Here is a 15,265-nt window from a genome sequence, read left to right as displayed (position 1 = left end):
CGATATGAAAAGGACTGTCCATGCAAAATAGATTGATAAATTTAGTCACTAAAAGCGCTAAACAACGTAAAGATGAGATAATCGGTGCCGTTCAGCCATCACGTTATTTACGAAAGTTAAATAAGCATCAGGTTGGACATGATAAAACCGTGCTCATCACGGGTGCGAGTTCAGGTTTGGGTGAGGGGATGGCCAAACTCTTTGCTAAACTTGGCTACAACCTTGCGATATGTGCTCGTCGTACTGATCGCTTAGAAACCTTACAGTCAGAACTAGTAGCGGAGTATCCTAATATCCGTGTTGAATACCGAGCTTTAGATGTCAGTGACTACGATGCGATCTTTGAGGTGTTTGATGCGTTCGTGACTGATTTTGGTCATATCGATAAGGTGATTGTGAATGCAGGTATTGGCGAAAGCCGCCGGATTGGTAAAGGTCGGTTTGAAACGAACCGCCGTACGGTTGAGATTAACTTTATCTCAGCGTTGGCACAATGTGAAGCCGCCATGAATATTTTTCGGGCACAGAGTAGTGGCCATCTAGTGGTCATATCAAGCATGTCAGCCATTCGTGGAATGCCCAAGCATTTGACAGCCTATGGTGCTAGTAAAGCTGGCTTGGCGCACTTAGCAGAAGGCATTCGTGCTGATATGCTACTAACTAAATTACCCATCAAAGTTTCTACTATTTACCCAGGCTATATTCGTACTGAAATCAACGAAAATGCGAAGCCATTACCGTTCGAAGTAGATTCTGACACGGGTACCAAGGCAATCGTTGCGGCGATTGAAGCTGGTGTTGACGAAGCTTGTGTACCAAGTTTGCCATGGTCGATCGTGGGACAGGCGATGAAGCATATGCCACTACAGGTGATTAATAAAGTAAATAAATAGCTAGCTAGGGCGTGTCATCAATTAGCACATTAATACATTTAGTGGCCTTAAAATGGCTAAATTTCGCTAAACATCGTCAGTAATTTTGTCAATATATTCATATTAACGGCAATTTCTTCCTTGTTTATCTACAATTTTTCTCATTTTAAGCCTCACAATCTAACTGATGATACGCCCTAAAGTAAACGTATTACACAGAATAAAAAAAGCCCTTTACCTATTAGGTAAAGGGCTTTTTTTATTCTTTCTATTTTTAAGTTGACAGCGCTTAAAAATTAAAGAGTTTGAGGGTTGTCTGATATATGTTTTTCACGCAATTTCTGACGTAAGACTTTACCAACAGCACTCTTTGGCAGTTCACTTACGAACTCAATATGGCGTGGACACTTATAACCAGTTAAGTTTTCCAATGCAAATTCTTTAATATCATTTTTAGTGACATTATTATCAGCAGGAACGACATAAATTTTAACCGCTTCGCCTTGATGTGCATCAGGAATACCAATGACTGCGCAATCAACGATAGCTTTACAATCTAGCATGACAGATTCGATCTCATTCGGGAATACGTTAAAGCCCGAAACCAACACCATGTCTTTTTTGCGATCAAGTAGGGTGATATAGCCTTTTTCATCCATACTTATAATATCGCCAGTGCGGAAATAACCATCACTGGTAAAGTCATTGCTACTGTCTTTATTGAAATAGCCTGAAGTGACATTAGGGCCTTTAATGCACATTTCACCCGCTTCATTCAGCCCCATACGTTTGCCGTTATCATCGACTACGATGACATCAACACTAGGGACTGGTATGCCAATAGTGCCGTTGAATTTACGGTCAGTGATGACGTTGGCAGTACCTGCAGCTACCCCTTCAGTCATACCCCAACCTTCGACCATAGGACAGCCAGTTACTTCAAGCCAGCGTGCTGCTGTCTGTTCAGTCGCAGCCATACCGCCCGCTTGAGTGATACGTAATGAGCTAAAGTTCAAATCTTTAAAGTTTGGCTGATCGAGCAAACCTTTAAATAGGGTATTTACCGCAGGGAAAATATGGAACGGTTGCTTTGATAAAGTTTTGATGAACCCTGGCATATCGCGCGGATTGGGTATCAATATAAAGGTGTAGCCAGAGCGCATACCGAGCAGACTTAGCATAAACGCAAATATATGATATAGCGGTAGGGCCATAACCATATTGATATAGACTTCATTAATATCTGAGGTAACGGGGCGGTACCATGCTTCTGACTGCATGGCAGCAGCAACGATGTTACGTTGAGTTAAAACAGCCCCTTTAGACAGTCCAGTCGTTCCGCCCGTATACTGCAGAATGGCTTTTTGTTGCATGGTGGCTTTTGGTGACTGAACAGGTAGGTGCTTACCTTTTTTGAGTACTTCAGGAAACTTAGTAACATGGTACTTAGGATCATTAAGATTATATTTGGGAACAAGTCGTTTAACTTGACGGATAACCGTATTGACCAAGATACCTTTTAGCCCCATCATATCGCCCATTTTTGAGAGGACAATGCGCTTGATGTTGGTCTCTTCGATGACTTGCTCAAGTGCTTGGGCAAAGTTGTCAACCACAAAAATAACCTGAGCGCCCGAATCATTCAACTGATGGCGCAGTTCACGACCAGTATAAAGTGGATTAATAGGCGTACACACGTATCCTGCGCGCAAAATACCAATCATCGTAGGCAAGTATTGTGGAACGTTTGGCATCATCAATGCCACAACGCTGCCTTTAGGAATGCCTTGTGCTTGTAACCATGCTGCAACCGCCATTGAGGCTTTATCAACATCGCCATAAGTATGAGTAACACCCATACAGATGGTCATAGGATGCATACGGAATCGCTCAAAACACTCCTCATACAGTTCTATAAGACTGGTATATTGATCAGGGTTAATGGTTTTGGGTACGTTTTTTGGATATTGAGCAAGCCAAGGTTTATCTACTGTCATACTTGAAGTCCCTAAGTGTTGAAATAAGTTAAGGTTCTATAAAAAAGTAGTCACATCCGTGTCAACAATATTTTATCGCTAAAATAGCAATAAATTGTCGAGTGACATCATAGTGATTCACAGACTGCTAGAATACGGTGGCCTTTACATGTATAAAGTTTTTAACTACAAATTGATTTAACCGCAAAAGGTAAGAATCTGAGTAGATTAAACGGCGGGTTATTTCTTTACTGCCAAAAAAAGTGAAGTAACTTATTTTGGTAATACATTAACATAACTACAATTGATTTCGTTATGACAATACAAGAACTTGATAGTTTATACTTAAATTTGATAAAAATAACAATATATGTTGTAACTAATACTGAGATAAACGGTTAAAAAAACTGATAAACGGTTTATTTTCGAGAAATTTGTTAAATTATTATACCAAGTATCTCTCTGGTAAAACAGTTCGCTACATAATTACTTTAATGTCATTGTTACAATTCTGCAATTTTTTTAATAACAATTATTAGCTCTGCACAAAAAAGCGCTCTATATTGATATAGAACGCTTTCTTATTATAGAACTTCTATCTAAGGTTTCGGATTGTCTGATATGTGTTTTTCACGTAGTTTTTGACGCAATACTTTGCCGACATTACTTTTTGGTAGCTCGTCAATGAACTCGATATAACGTGGACATTTGTAGCCAGTCATATTATCTAGAGCAAATTCTTTAATATCACTTTTGGTGACATTTTTATCAGCAGGAACGACATAAATCTTAACGGCTTCGCCTTGATTTTCATCTGGAATACCAATGACTGCGCAATCAACGATAGCATTACAATCCAACATGACAGATTCAATCTCATTCGGGAATACGTTAAAACCTGAGACTAAAATCATGTCTTTTTTGCGATCAAGTAGGGTGATATAGCCTCTTTCATCCATGCTGACAATATCACCAGTACGGAAATAACCATCACTGGTAAAGTCATCACTACTGTCTCTATTAAGGTATCCAGAGGTGACATTGGGGCCTTTGATGCACATCTCACCCGTTTCATTGATACCAAGACGATTGCCCTCATCATCGACCACAATGATATCAACGCTCGGGAGCGGCAAACCAATAGTGCCATTAAATTTGTGATCCGTCACAATATTAGCCGTGCCTGCTGCCACACCTTCAGTCATACCCCAACCTTCGACCATAGGGCAGCCAGTTACTTCAAGCCAGCGTGCAGCTGTTTGCTCAGTCGCAGCCATACCACCCGCTTGAGAGAGACGCAGGGAACTAAAATTTAAGTTTTTAAAGTTTGGATTATCGAGTAAGCCTTTATACAAAGTATTAACTGCTGGCAATATATGGAATGGTTGCCTTGATAGTGTTTTGACAAATCCTGGTATGTCACGTGGGTTTGGTACCAATATAAAGGTGTAGCCGGAACGCATGCCTAACATACTGAGCATAAACGCAAATATATGATATAGCGGTAGGGCCATCACCATATTGATATAAACCTCATTAATCTCTGAGGTAATCGGCCGAGTCCATGCTTCTGACTGCAAGGCTGCAGCAACGATATTACGCTGCGACAAAATCGCACCTTTAGACAGTCCAGTCGTTCCACCTGTGTACTGCAAAAATGCTTTTTGACTTAATTGCATGGCTGGTTTATGGAACGGAAGAGCTTTACCTTTTTTGAGCACATCAGGGAATTTGGTCAATTCGTGCTTAGGGTCGTTCAGCTTATATTTAGGAACGAGGCGTTTGACCTGACGGATAACTGTATTGACCAAGATACCTTTTAGCCCCATCATATCGCCCATTCTTGAGAGAACAATGCGCTTGATATTGGTTTCATCAATGACTTGCTCAAGTGCTTGGGCAAAGTTATCAACCACAAAAATAATCTGCGCACCTGAATCATTCAACTGATGGCGCAATTCTCGACCGGTATAAAGTGGATTAATAGGCGTACATACATATCCTGCGCGTAAAATACCAATCATCGTAGGCAAGTACTGTGGAACGTTTGGCATCATTAGCGCGACGACGCTGCCCTTAGGGATACCTTGTGCTTGCAACCATGCCGCAACTGCCAGTGAGGCTTTATCAACGTCACCATAAGTATGAGTCACGCCCATACAGATGCTCATAGGGTGCAAACGAAAGCGATCAAAGCACTCTTCATATAGATCTATGATGCTGTTGTATCTATCGGGATTGATCGTCTTAGGCACAATATTAGGGTAATGGGCAAGCCATGGTTTATTCGGCGTCATAGTCAGCGTCCTTGAGTTTTACTATTTAAAATTGTGATGTGGCAGTCGTATCCGTGTCAATGACACTCATCAGCACTGACGTGATCGTTTGCTGTTGAGAGTGATAAATTCTTATCGATTGACTGACTGATGGGTTTGTTTCATCGTTGTATAATGGAATCTAGCTATCATTCAAAAAAATAAATCATTCGAGAGAATGATTTTTAGAAAGTATAATTTATCATTAAGAGCGTTGAAAAAACAGATGCCTTAATAATAAAAAAGTCTATTTTATATGGTTGAAGTATCCAAAAATAAATAGATATCTATTCAACACATTAGCACGAATGTGGCTTAAGGAAATATTGGTTTGCAGCACTGGTCAGTACATAAATCGAGCTCAAATATATAGCTAATATCAAATATATAGAAGTATGTTTCAGACATAAGGTGATTGTTGTAATTAGACATTAATACCGCAGTATTTACGGTAGGATAAATTGATGTTTTTTATTAAAAAAACGTCGATAGATAAGCAATGCATTGATTGTACAGCCGAGCGTGCTACTCACACATATCAAAAACATGGTCACAATCTGATAGCGAACTGCTTGAGTAGGATCGGCGCCAGCAAGGATTTGACCTGTCATCATACCCGGTAAACTGACAATACCAACGACTAACATTGAGTTTAACGTTGGCGTCATGCCATTGATAATCGCGGCACGTATGGGCTCATGTACGGCTTCAAATGGTCGCGCAGATAAGCTGAGCATCATCTCGATGCGCCCGCGTTGCTCATGAAAGGATTCAATCAATTGGTTGCTAGTCAAAGAAATGGCAGTGAGCGAGTTGCCCAGTATTAAGCCTAGTATAGGAATGATGAACTGCGGGGTGTACCAAGGCTGCACCCTCAAAATAATAAGAATTGCGATTGCCGTAACGAATACTGCTGAAGTACTGACTGCGATAAACGTATCGGTGAATAAGCCTTTATAGCTACGCTTGACCCGGTTTTTGGCAGCGCTGCCTGCAATTAAGGTCATGATGGTTAAAATGAGGAGTACTTCATACCATTGTTCACGTGCAAAGATCCATGCCAATATCAAACCAATGAAACTAAGCTGAACCACGGTACGAATAGCAGCGGTTAGTAGTATCTTAGTCAGATGCAAGCGCAGTCGCCATGATACGAGAAGTACGATGAGAATTAGACTACTAGCTAAAGCGACATCCCCATAAGTCAGAACCATTTGTATATCATCCGTACCACTCATAAGTGCTCATTATAGTTAATCCTCTATAAATTGGATACGGTGTCAGTCTCGCTTAGTCTACTATTTGTAGCACTTGCACTCAGCTTTCTTGTATCCAAATTATATTGCACCGACTATATTATAATATAAATACTAGGTAGAACCAGTCAGTGAAGATATGACATGAGGTGTTGACTATGTTCTGGTATTAAAACACCTCAGTTAATACGCCTGATTGCATATGCCAATGATGATTGGCGAGTGGCATGATATCTTGCGTATCATGAGTGACCCATAGTAATGTGCGCTGCGTATCTAGTTGTAGCCAGTTCAGTAGTAGTTGTACCAGCTGTGCCGAAGTGTCAATGTCTAGAGCGGCTGTAGGCTCATCTAGTAATAATACCTGTGGATTTAACTGTAAAAGGCGCAGGGTATTGACCAGTTGCCGCTCACCACCTGATAAGTGATAGGTATCTTGCTGTAAAAAATCAGCGTTTCGTTGCAAGCGTTCGAGCTGTGCGATGTGCCAATCTATATCAAAATCGAGATGCTGATGAGCTTGTAGGCGATAGGGCATTGTTAGATTGTCAATGACACTGCCTTCTAGCAACTGTGGATGCTGTGCGAGCAGAGCAACTTGCGTGCGCCATTGTGTGGGCAGCATATCATAAATACTCTGAGGCGCATTGATGTTTGATGCATCCTCATTATTGAGATAGACGTCACCGTTGCTCATTGGCAATAGTCCCGCTAATACTCGTAACAACACAGATTTGCCACTACCAGAAGACCCTGTCAACACCGTGACTTGTCCTGATAATAGTGTACCAGTCACACCATTTATCAATACTCGATTATGAGCGGGTAAGATAGGATCTGGCTTTACTATTTTTCTTAGTTTTTTAGACCATTTTTGATAAATATTAGATGGCGTAAATGGGTTTGTTTGAACGCTAGTGACATTGCTAGATACATTATCAGACACAGTGCCAGGAGAATACGAAGGCGCTATACGTTTGCTGTGTACCCAAATATTTTCGAATGTAAGCATAACCTCAAACTCACCCTTATCAACCGCACCCTTGTTATGGAGCAAGCTCATCTATTAGGATTATTAACTACCGATTTGCTCGCTAATAGCTTGCTCGATAGCACTACGTAACTTGTGTGGTACACGGATAGGGCGCATGGGTGCATTGTTCGCAGCGGTAGTATCTGATTTATCATTAGATATAGGCTCTGCTTGAACTTGATTTTGTACACAGGCGATAACGATTTTACCGCTACTTAGTAAACTGTTGCTGCTGTCTGTAGCGGTGCTACCTACCATATGGCGATGAATACTTTGATAAAAAATCATACTGGCAGGTTTCAATTCGACTTTATCGACACGCACGCTGATCACTTCATCTAAGAGAATGGCTCGTTTGTATTGCAAGTCTGCCTGACTCACGACAAAGTGCTGTATATCACCATTGTCCGTCTGTAGAAAATAACCATTCAAACCAATTTGGCCAAACCAATCACGGCGGCAGTTTTCAAAAAACACCAAGTGATTGGCGTGGTAGACTATACCACCGGCATCAGTATGGTTAATATAGACGTTATAATCTTTAGCAAATAATGGCGTCAATGCGGCAGTTGAGTTTTTGCTGTTAGTGGTTGTCATAATCATGCTCAGTATTTTTTATCAGTATAAATAAATAGAAATGGCTTAAAAGTTTTTGCTTAATAAAGGTTAGGGCGTGTCTTCAATTCACTCAATAGTCATCTAAATGGGCTAAAAATGGCTAAATCTTGTCAAACATCATCAAATAGCTGGTTAATATCCCGATATTATCTGAGCTATTTTTCTTGTTTGACGGCAATTTATCTCATTTTCATCACCATCTTTAAAATGAAGACACGCCTTAGTATTGCCTTTTGAATAAATAACAATACTGCTTTTAATAATAGGGTTTTGACGATAATAAAGCGTCATTCAAAACTATTATAGAAATAACAGTTAATAATAAGAGCTACTCTAGCTTAAGATATCAGGACACGCAATAGTTAGGTTGCGCTCCGTCTGTTATCATATAGTCATTCCACTATAAAAATATTACTGCGTTAACCTCGCTTGAAGTATTTGATATACATCGACACTCGGTTGCCTTGTACTACTTTTAAATTGAATCGACTATAGTGGTTTGTATCTTTTGCCTCTCAACTATTCGTATTAGCACCGTATTTCATCAATCAGTATAGGATAATTTATGACCCGTTTTGTCAGTTTTAATATTAATGGTATTCGTGCTCGCCAACATCAGCTTGAGGCTATGCGAGACGTCATCGATCCTGATGTGGTGGGTCTGCAAGAAACCAAAGTACACGATGAGCAGTTTCCCTTAGAAAACATAGAAAGCTTGGGTTATCACGTAGAGTATTTCGGTCAAAAAGCGCATTATGGTGTTGCACTCTTGTCTAAAGTCGCGCCTATTTTTGTGCAAAAAGGCTTTCCGGGTGAAGAGGAAGAAGCACAAAAGCGTTTTATCCATGCCCGCTATGAGTTTGAAGGCCGTGAAGTCGATGTGCTTAACGGTTATTTTCCGCAAGGAGAAAGCCAAGACCATCCGACTAAATTTCCAATGAAGCGTGCTTATTACGCAGATTTGATGGCTTATATTGATACGTTAAAAGCAGAAGGCCGCTCGCTTGTAATTATGGGTGATATGAATATCGCTCCAGAAGATATTGATATCGGCATCGGTGAAGTCAATGCCAAGCGCTGGCTGAAAAACAGAAAGACTTCATTTTTACCAGAAGAGCGTGAGTGGTACAGTGCACTGATGTCGCGTGAGCTGACAGATACGTATCGTTTGCATTATCCAGAAAGTACTGAGCTCTATAGCTGGTTTGATTACCGCAGTCGTGGTTTCAATGATGAGCCTAAGCGTGGACTGCGTATCGACCATATTTTGTGTACCGCAGACCTAGTTGAAGCATGTGTTGATGCAGGTATCAGCTATGATCTGCGCGCTATGGAAAAACCGTCTGATCATGCACCAATTTGGTCGGCATTTGACTTAAAAAAAATAGTAATACGTTTATATAGTTAATCCTCTATAAATTGGATACGGTGTCAGCTTCGTTTAGTCTATTGTTTCTAGTACTTTCACTCAGCTTCCTTGTATCCAAATTATATTGAACAGACTATAGTATTTATCAAAACATAGTCTATAAATCATAATAAAACTTGAACAATAAGGATGTAATGATGGCTGTCGGAAATATTGAAGTACCCAATACGATCTATCCTATCGAAGGTATCAAGCTAAGTGCGACTGCAGCGGGTGTGCGCTATAAAGACCGTGATGATTTAGTCGTCATAGAGATAGCGGATAAGGCGACCACTGCGGTTGTAACCACAAAAAACACCTTTTGTGCTGCACCTGTACGAGTATTGCGCGAACACTTCGCTAAAGCCAGCCCTCGCTACTTGGTGACCAACACAGGTAATGCTAATGCAGGGACGGGCACTGATGGCAAGCGTCGTGCTGTCGATATCTGTGCTGCACTGGCTCATAAAGCTGGCGTAGATAGCAATGCTGTATTGCCATTTTCTACAGGTGTCATTGGCGAGCCATTAAATAGCGACGCAGTGATCGCAGGCTTAGACAATGCACTTGCTACTTTAGGCGCTGATAACTGGCTTGCAGCAGCCAATGGCATTCGTACCACTGATACGATTCCTAAGCTTGCCAGTCAAAAAGTTGATGTAGCGGGTACCAGTTATCACATAACAGGTATGTCAAAAGGCTCAGGCATGATACGCCCGAACATGGCGACCATGTTAGGTTACGTGGCGACTGATGCCAATATCGCTGCTGACTTATTACAAGAGATGCTAAGTGCCATCAATGAGCAATCTTTTAACCGCATCACTGTCGATGGTGATACCTCTACCAATGATTGCTGTGTATTAATAGCCACTGGCGCTGCTAGCTCAGAGGTAATCGATAGCCCAGAACATCCGCATTATCAGTCAATATTTACGGCGTTGACAGAAATATTTGTGCGTTTGGCGCAATTAATCGTGCGTGATGGAGAAGGTGCAACTAAGTTTATGACAGTGAAAGTCACTGGTGGCCAGACGACGAAAGAGTGCTGCGATGTGGCATATGCAGTTGCACATTCACCACTCGTAAAGACTGCATTCTTTGCGAGCGATGCCAATTGGGGTCGTATCTTAGCGGCAGTTGGTTATGCGGGTATCGAAGATTTAGATACAGAGCAAGTCGACGTGTATCTGGATGATGTAATGATTTGCCAAAGTGGTGGCGTTGCGCCTAGCTATACGGAAGAGGCGGGCAAGGCAGTCATGAGTCGTCCTGAGATTACTATTCATATCAATCTTGCACGTGGCGATGCCAGTGATACGGTGTATACCTGCGACTTATCTTATGATTACGTTAAGATAAATGCTGATTATCGTAGTTAGAATCTACTGAAGTAAATACATTGTTGATTGAGCCAGAGTGATTATCATTCTGGATTTTTGCTGTCTGACGCCTGCTCAGTATCAATTAGCCCTACTAGTTAATACGTACTATTAACATCAGTTGCAAAAGCTGACGTTACTTTACAAAGCAGTTGTAGAGAGACAGAGAGCTTGCGGCTTATACTAATCTTAGTAAATAACACATGGCCAGACTTTTAAACTTTGATGATTTATTTGTTAATAACACATTTGCAGTGCCGTGCTTACTGTTACAAGGATTAGCTATTACACAGATTAGATGTTAAAAAAATAAATTTAGACAAGCTACTTATAATTAATAACAACTCACTGAGGATTTTATAATGAAAAAATTTGCACTTGCAGCATTGATGACGACTTTTGCACTTTCTGGTTGTTCTACTATGGACAATGAACGTACGATGGTTGTTGAAGGGCAGCCTATGAATGTAAAAGTGGTGAATATTCCAAGTTTTGAAGTAGAAGTTGCACCGCGTAAAGCTGTATGTGACCTTACCGCAACTGATGGCTCTACAGTTGAGTCTCAGTGTTTACAATATCGTCAAACCTATCAGAAAAACTACACTACTCTAAACGGTAACATCCAAGGCTTTACCTATGAGCCAAACTATCGTTATATGCTCGATATACGTCAAGAAGCTGTGACTGAAGAAGGCTCTAACGTCGTACAGCCAGTTTGGATTTTGAATGAAGTTATCTCAAAAACTGCTGAGTAAAAATTACTTGGATTACTGAGTGTCTTACGACCTCGCTATAGAAAAGACAATAAAAAAGGCCTCTAGCAAATTAGAGGCCTTTTTTTAATCAATTTTTAATCAATTATTGAGTAGCTTTAACACTGGCTGTAATTAACAGTAAAGCCGCGAGTTGCCGTAGGGATGCGATTGTCTGCATAGACAGCAAGTCCGCCACGAGATGTTTCTTTATATTTATCAAGCATATCAGCACCTGTTACTTTCATCGTTTCGATTACTTTATCCAAAGAAACAAAGTGCTGCCCATTACCACGGCAGGCAAGGCGTGCTGCGTTCACAGCTTTTACCGCGCCCATCGCATTACGCTCGATGCAAGGTACTTGTACTAGTCCGCCAACAGGGTCGCAGGTGAGACCTAGATTGTGCTCAATACCAATTTCAGCGGCATTGAGACATTTGGCAGGGTCACCGCCTAGGATTTCAGCCAATGCTGATGCTGCCATCGCACAAGCAGAGCCAACTTCACCTTGACAGCCGACCTCAGCACCAGATATTGAAGCATTTTGTTTGATTAAGCTGCCGATAGCGGTGGCGTTCAATAAAAACTGGCGAGCGCCTTCTATGCTATAAGTTGATAGGAAGTCACGGTAATAATGCATGACGGCAGGGATAATACCTGCAGCACCATTGGTAGGGGCAGTCACGACATTACCGCCGTTGGCATTTTCTTCATTAACGGCTAAGGCATATAGATCAATCCAATCCATCGCCGCAAGCTTATCGTTTTTCGTCACTGGCTGGTTTTTTTCAGCACATAGTTGCAGATGCAGCGCTTGAGCACGACGCTTCACATCTAGGCCACCAGGTAATATGCCGCTATTTTGACACCCTCGTGTCACGCAGTCCTGCATAGAAGTCCAAATAGAATCTAAATAGGCAAATACTTCTGTTTGATTGCGATAGTGACACTCATTGGCCAGTACCAGATCGCTGATGCTTAGATCATGCTTGCGGCACTGCTCTAAAAGCTCTGCGGCACTATTGAACGGGTAAGGAACCACATCAATCGTTGGGCTGGCATGATCTTCATCTGGATTGGTAGCGTCTTCTTCATTAATCACAAATCCGCCGCCGACTGAGTAATAAGTCTGCTGATAGTGAGTACCGTCTGTCGATATGGCTCGAAGCATCAAGGCATTGGGATGATAAGGAAGCACCGTATCGTCATACCAATGAATATCGCGCTCAGTATCAAAGTTAATGAGGTGAGTACCCGATATATTCAGTGTCTTGTCAGAAAATATAGGCGATAAATAGCTACTCGTCATACGTGTATCAATAGTGCTAGGAGCGTGTCCAAGCAGACCTAGCAATATGGCAGTATCGGTGGCATGCCCTTTGCCTGTAGCCGCCAAAGACCCATAAAGCTCAATTTCAATCGTTTTAATCGTTGTCAGTTCTTGATGCTTACTTAGTGAAGCCAAAAAAAGATTTGCAGCAAGCATCGGCCCGACGGTATGTGAGCTTGATGGTCCTATGCCGATTTTAAATAAATCAAAAACACTGATCATAATAAGTTACCAAAAGTATTGAGTGCTTTAGCCTGTTGTATTGATTGCTTTAGGCACTTTTATTGAGAATATGATAGACAGCCACCACCCTTATGCACCGAAAGCAAACGTGTGCAGGGCAACACCTATGAAAATATTAGCGTAAAGGGGTACAACTAGTGATTGAATAATAACTTTTATTTATTTTGAAACTCCGTTATCATGCTCGGAGTCAACTGCCGTGTAACATCCTGTAAGTTGGTTGTCGCTATGAAGTACGTTGAGTACATAACGGCCGAAATCGTTTTTAGTAGAACATATCCGACTTGATACATCTAGCAAAACATGGTCATCATACCAAATAATACTTTTGGTTTGCCATGTTGCAACATAAATGAATGAATTAGGGCGACATATTATAAATGAAAGGATGTGGAGCTTGCTATAGTCATTCCACTATAAAAGCATTACAGCGTTAACCTCGCTTGAAGTATTTGATATACATCTGCACTCGGTTATCTTGTACTACTTTTAAATTGAATCGACTATATTCATCTTTACCTACATCTCTTTATCTATTGAATTCACGATTTGACTCAGTTTTGATTCCATCATTTATTGTCGCCTATTATTTTAGCTCAGCTCACATAGGATAAGCGCATGCCCTCTCAAAAAGACCCTTCCTCGCATTCAGAAAGTAGCGCCCAAGAGCAATCGGCTCACAATGCACTAGAAGCTGCAGGTATTGATTCAGCAGCCATTAGTTATCCAAAAAACCCAGATTTTGAAAATGGCCGTTGGTTTCCAACATGGCGTTCTTATCAGGGTGATTTGGATCGTGATCCAGTTGGTATTAATGAATACTTGCCGCCATCAAAAAGTGTGTTGCTAGGTGTACAGCATACGTTTGCGATGTTTGGGGCGACGGTACTGGCACCATTGTTAATGGGTTTTGATCCTAACTTGGCTATTTTGATGTCAGGTATCTGTACTGTGATGTTTTTTATGATCACAGGCGGTCGTATGCCAAGTTACTTGGGCTCAAGCTTCGCTTTCATCGGTCCAGTTATTGCTGTTACCGCGTATGCAGGTGCAGGATTCAATGATAATTTAAGTGTCGCTTTGGGCGGCATTATGGCGTGCGGTATCATTTATGCGTTGATTGGACTGCTGGTGATGAAAACCGGCACTGGCTGGATTGAGCGTCTGATGCCACCTATCGTCACTGGTGCTATCGTGATGATTATTGGTCTTAATTTAGCACCAGTCACCATTCAAGGGGTATCTAGTAATCAGTTTGACGCTTGGATGGCTACATTGACGGTACTATTGATTAGTGGTGTGGCTGTGTTTACAGGCGGCATGTTGCGTCGCTTGCTACTACTGGTTGGTCTGATACTATCGTATCTTGCCTATTTTGTAATGACTAACGTCCTAGGCTTCGGGTCGCCGATTGACTTTAGTAGTGTCGCAGCCGCTTCATGGTTCGGTCTACCAACCATTCATACGCCTAGTTTTGATAAAAATGCCGTTATTCTGATTGCGCCCGTAGCCTTTATCTTGGTTGCTGAAAACTTAGGGCATTTTAAGGCCGTCGAAGGCATGACCAAAGCTCGTGTGACGCCTTATATGGGCCGCGCATTTTTTGCAGATGGTTTAGCGACGACTTTTTCAGCAGGATTTGGTGGTACAGGTGTGACCACTTATGCCGAAAACATTGGTGTTATGGCGGTGACTAAAGTATATAGCACGACGATATTCGTTGTAGCTGGTATAGTTGCTATCATTCTTGGGCTATCACCAAAGTTTGGTGCCATCATTCAGACGATACCAGCGGCATTATTGGGCGGCGCATCTATCGTGGTGTTTGGCTTAATTGCGCTTGCAGGCGTAAAAATCTGGTTAGACAACCATATTGATTTTAGCAAAAACAGTAACCTGATCATTGCGGCAGTGACCGTTATTATGGGTACTGGTAACTTCAGCTTGCACTTAGGCGGTTTTGATTTGGGCGGTATCGGTACTGCTACGTTGGCAGCTATCGTATTAAATGCATTATTTAACCAAAGCGCTGAGATGAAGGCTGCTAATAAATCGTTAGCCAAATAATGGATTGATTTC

General features: G+C 41.5%; 11 protein-coding genes. 5 read left to right on the top strand and 6 right to left on the bottom strand.

All coding sequences use genetic code 11. The features are described from left to right. Positions 1–20: 20 nt before the first annotated feature. A complete protein-coding gene (locus AAEY75_RS01665; RefSeq protein WP_352258032.1) occupies positions 21–893 on the top strand; it encodes an SDR family oxidoreductase in 873 nt (290 codons plus the stop codon). Between the two features lie 275 nt (positions 894–1,168). Here the strand turns inward: AAEY75_RS01665 and AAEY75_RS01660 are convergent, their stop codons facing one another. The 5 genes from AAEY75_RS01660 to AAEY75_RS01640 form a co-directional block, all read right to left on the bottom strand. After that, positions 1,169–2,869, bottom strand: coding sequence for an AMP-binding protein (locus tag AAEY75_RS01660; RefSeq protein ID WP_197216083.1), 1,701 nt, complete (start codon positions 2,867–2,869; stop codon positions 1,169–1,171). Positions 2,870–3,447: 578 nt separating this feature from the next. Beyond that, positions 3,448–5,145, bottom strand: coding sequence for an AMP-binding protein (locus tag AAEY75_RS01655; RefSeq protein ID WP_352258030.1), 1,698 nt, complete (start codon positions 5,143–5,145; stop codon positions 3,448–3,450). 464 nt (positions 5,146–5,609) lie between these two features. After that, positions 5,610–6,401, bottom strand: coding sequence for an ABC transporter permease (locus AAEY75_RS01650; RefSeq protein ID WP_352258028.1), 792 nt, complete (start codon positions 6,399–6,401; stop codon positions 5,610–5,612). A gap of 187 nt (positions 6,402–6,588) precedes the next feature. Further along, positions 6,589–7,431 carry an ABC transporter ATP-binding protein gene (locus AAEY75_RS01645; RefSeq protein WP_352258026.1) on the bottom strand — a complete coding sequence of 281 codons (843 nt, stop codon included), beginning with the start codon at positions 7,429–7,431 and terminating at the stop codon, positions 6,589–6,591. Between the two features lie 63 nt (positions 7,432–7,494). After that, positions 7,495–8,049 carry a thioesterase family protein gene (locus AAEY75_RS01640; protein ID WP_352258024.1) on the bottom strand — a complete coding sequence of 185 codons (555 nt, stop codon included), beginning with the start codon at positions 8,047–8,049 and terminating at the stop codon, positions 7,495–7,497. A gap of 586 nt (positions 8,050–8,635) precedes the next feature. Between AAEY75_RS01640 and xthA the strand changes: the two genes are divergently transcribed. The 3 genes from xthA (at position 8,636) to AAEY75_RS01625 (ending at position 11,615) form a co-directional block, all read left to right on the top strand. Continuing rightward, on the top strand, positions 8,636–9,478 hold the full coding sequence (gene xthA / locus AAEY75_RS01635; protein ID WP_352258022.1) for an exodeoxyribonuclease III: 843 nt from the start codon (positions 8,636–8,638) through the stop codon (positions 9,476–9,478). Between the two features lie 158 nt (positions 9,479–9,636). Further along, the gene (gene argJ / locus AAEY75_RS01630; protein ID WP_352258020.1) at positions 9,637–10,860 is read left to right on the top strand and encodes a bifunctional glutamate N-acetyltransferase/amino-acid acetyltransferase ArgJ; all 1,224 of its coding nucleotides are present in this window, start codon (positions 9,637–9,639) and stop codon (positions 10,858–10,860) included. A gap of 362 nt (positions 10,861–11,222) precedes the next feature. After that, the gene (locus tag AAEY75_RS01625) at positions 11,223–11,615 is read left to right on the top strand and encodes a DUF4377 domain-containing protein (protein WP_194197562.1); all 393 of its coding nucleotides are present in this window, start codon (positions 11,223–11,225) and stop codon (positions 11,613–11,615) included. A gap of 116 nt (positions 11,616–11,731) precedes the next feature. Here the strand turns inward: AAEY75_RS01625 and AAEY75_RS01620 are convergent, their stop codons facing one another. Beyond that, entirely contained in the window at positions 11,732–13,165 is a 1,434-nt protein-coding gene (locus AAEY75_RS01620) for an L-serine ammonia-lyase (protein ID WP_352258018.1), read from the bottom strand. 639 nt (positions 13,166–13,804) lie between these two features. Between AAEY75_RS01620 and AAEY75_RS01615 the strand changes: the two genes are divergently transcribed. Then, entirely contained in the window at positions 13,805–15,253 is a 1,449-nt protein-coding gene (locus tag AAEY75_RS01615; RefSeq protein ID WP_352258016.1) for a solute carrier family 23 protein, read from the top strand. The last annotated feature ends 12 nt before the right edge of the window (positions 15,254–15,265 follow it).

The sequence above is a fragment of the Psychrobacter sp. TB55-MNA-CIBAN-0194 genome, from assembly GCF_040309505.1.
In the GTDB taxonomy this organism is placed as follows: domain Bacteria; phylum Pseudomonadota; class Gammaproteobacteria; order Pseudomonadales; family Moraxellaceae; genus Psychrobacter; species Psychrobacter fozii.
This window is presented reverse-complemented; position numbering and strand designations above follow the sequence as displayed.

What these genes read in the sequence shown, in the direction of transcription:
- AAEY75_RS01665 (WP_352258032.1), top strand. Translation starts at nt 21, where the DNA reads ATGCAAAATAGATTGATAAATTTAGTCACTAAAAGCGCTAAACAACGT.
- AAEY75_RS01660 (WP_197216083.1), bottom strand. Translation starts at nt 2,869, where the DNA reads ATGACAGTAGATAAACCTTGGCTTGCTCAATATCCAAAAAACGTACCC.
- AAEY75_RS01655 (WP_352258030.1), bottom strand. Translation starts at nt 5,145, where the DNA reads ATGACGCCGAATAAACCATGGCTTGCCCATTACCCTAATATTGTGCCT.
- AAEY75_RS01650 (WP_352258028.1), bottom strand. Translation starts at nt 6,401, where the DNA reads ATGAGTGGTACGGATGATATACAAATGGTTCTGACTTATGGGGATGTC.
- AAEY75_RS01645 (WP_352258026.1), bottom strand. Translation starts at nt 7,431, where the DNA reads ATGCTTACATTCGAAAATATTTGGGTACACAGCAAACGTATAGCGCCT.
- AAEY75_RS01640 (WP_352258024.1), bottom strand. Translation starts at nt 8,049, where the DNA reads ATGACAACCACTAACAGCAAAAACTCAACTGCCGCATTGACGCCATTA.
- xthA (WP_352258022.1), top strand. Translation starts at nt 8,636, where the DNA reads ATGACCCGTTTTGTCAGTTTTAATATTAATGGTATTCGTGCTCGCCAA.
- argJ (WP_352258020.1), top strand. Translation starts at nt 9,637, where the DNA reads ATGGCTGTCGGAAATATTGAAGTACCCAATACGATCTATCCTATCGAA.
- AAEY75_RS01625 (WP_194197562.1), top strand. Translation starts at nt 11,223, where the DNA reads ATGAAAAAATTTGCACTTGCAGCATTGATGACGACTTTTGCACTTTCT.
- AAEY75_RS01620 (WP_352258018.1), bottom strand. Translation starts at nt 13,165, where the DNA reads ATGATCAGTGTTTTTGATTTATTTAAAATCGGCATAGGACCATCAAGC.
- AAEY75_RS01615 (WP_352258016.1), top strand. Translation starts at nt 13,805, where the DNA reads ATGCCCTCTCAAAAAGACCCTTCCTCGCATTCAGAAAGTAGCGCCCAA.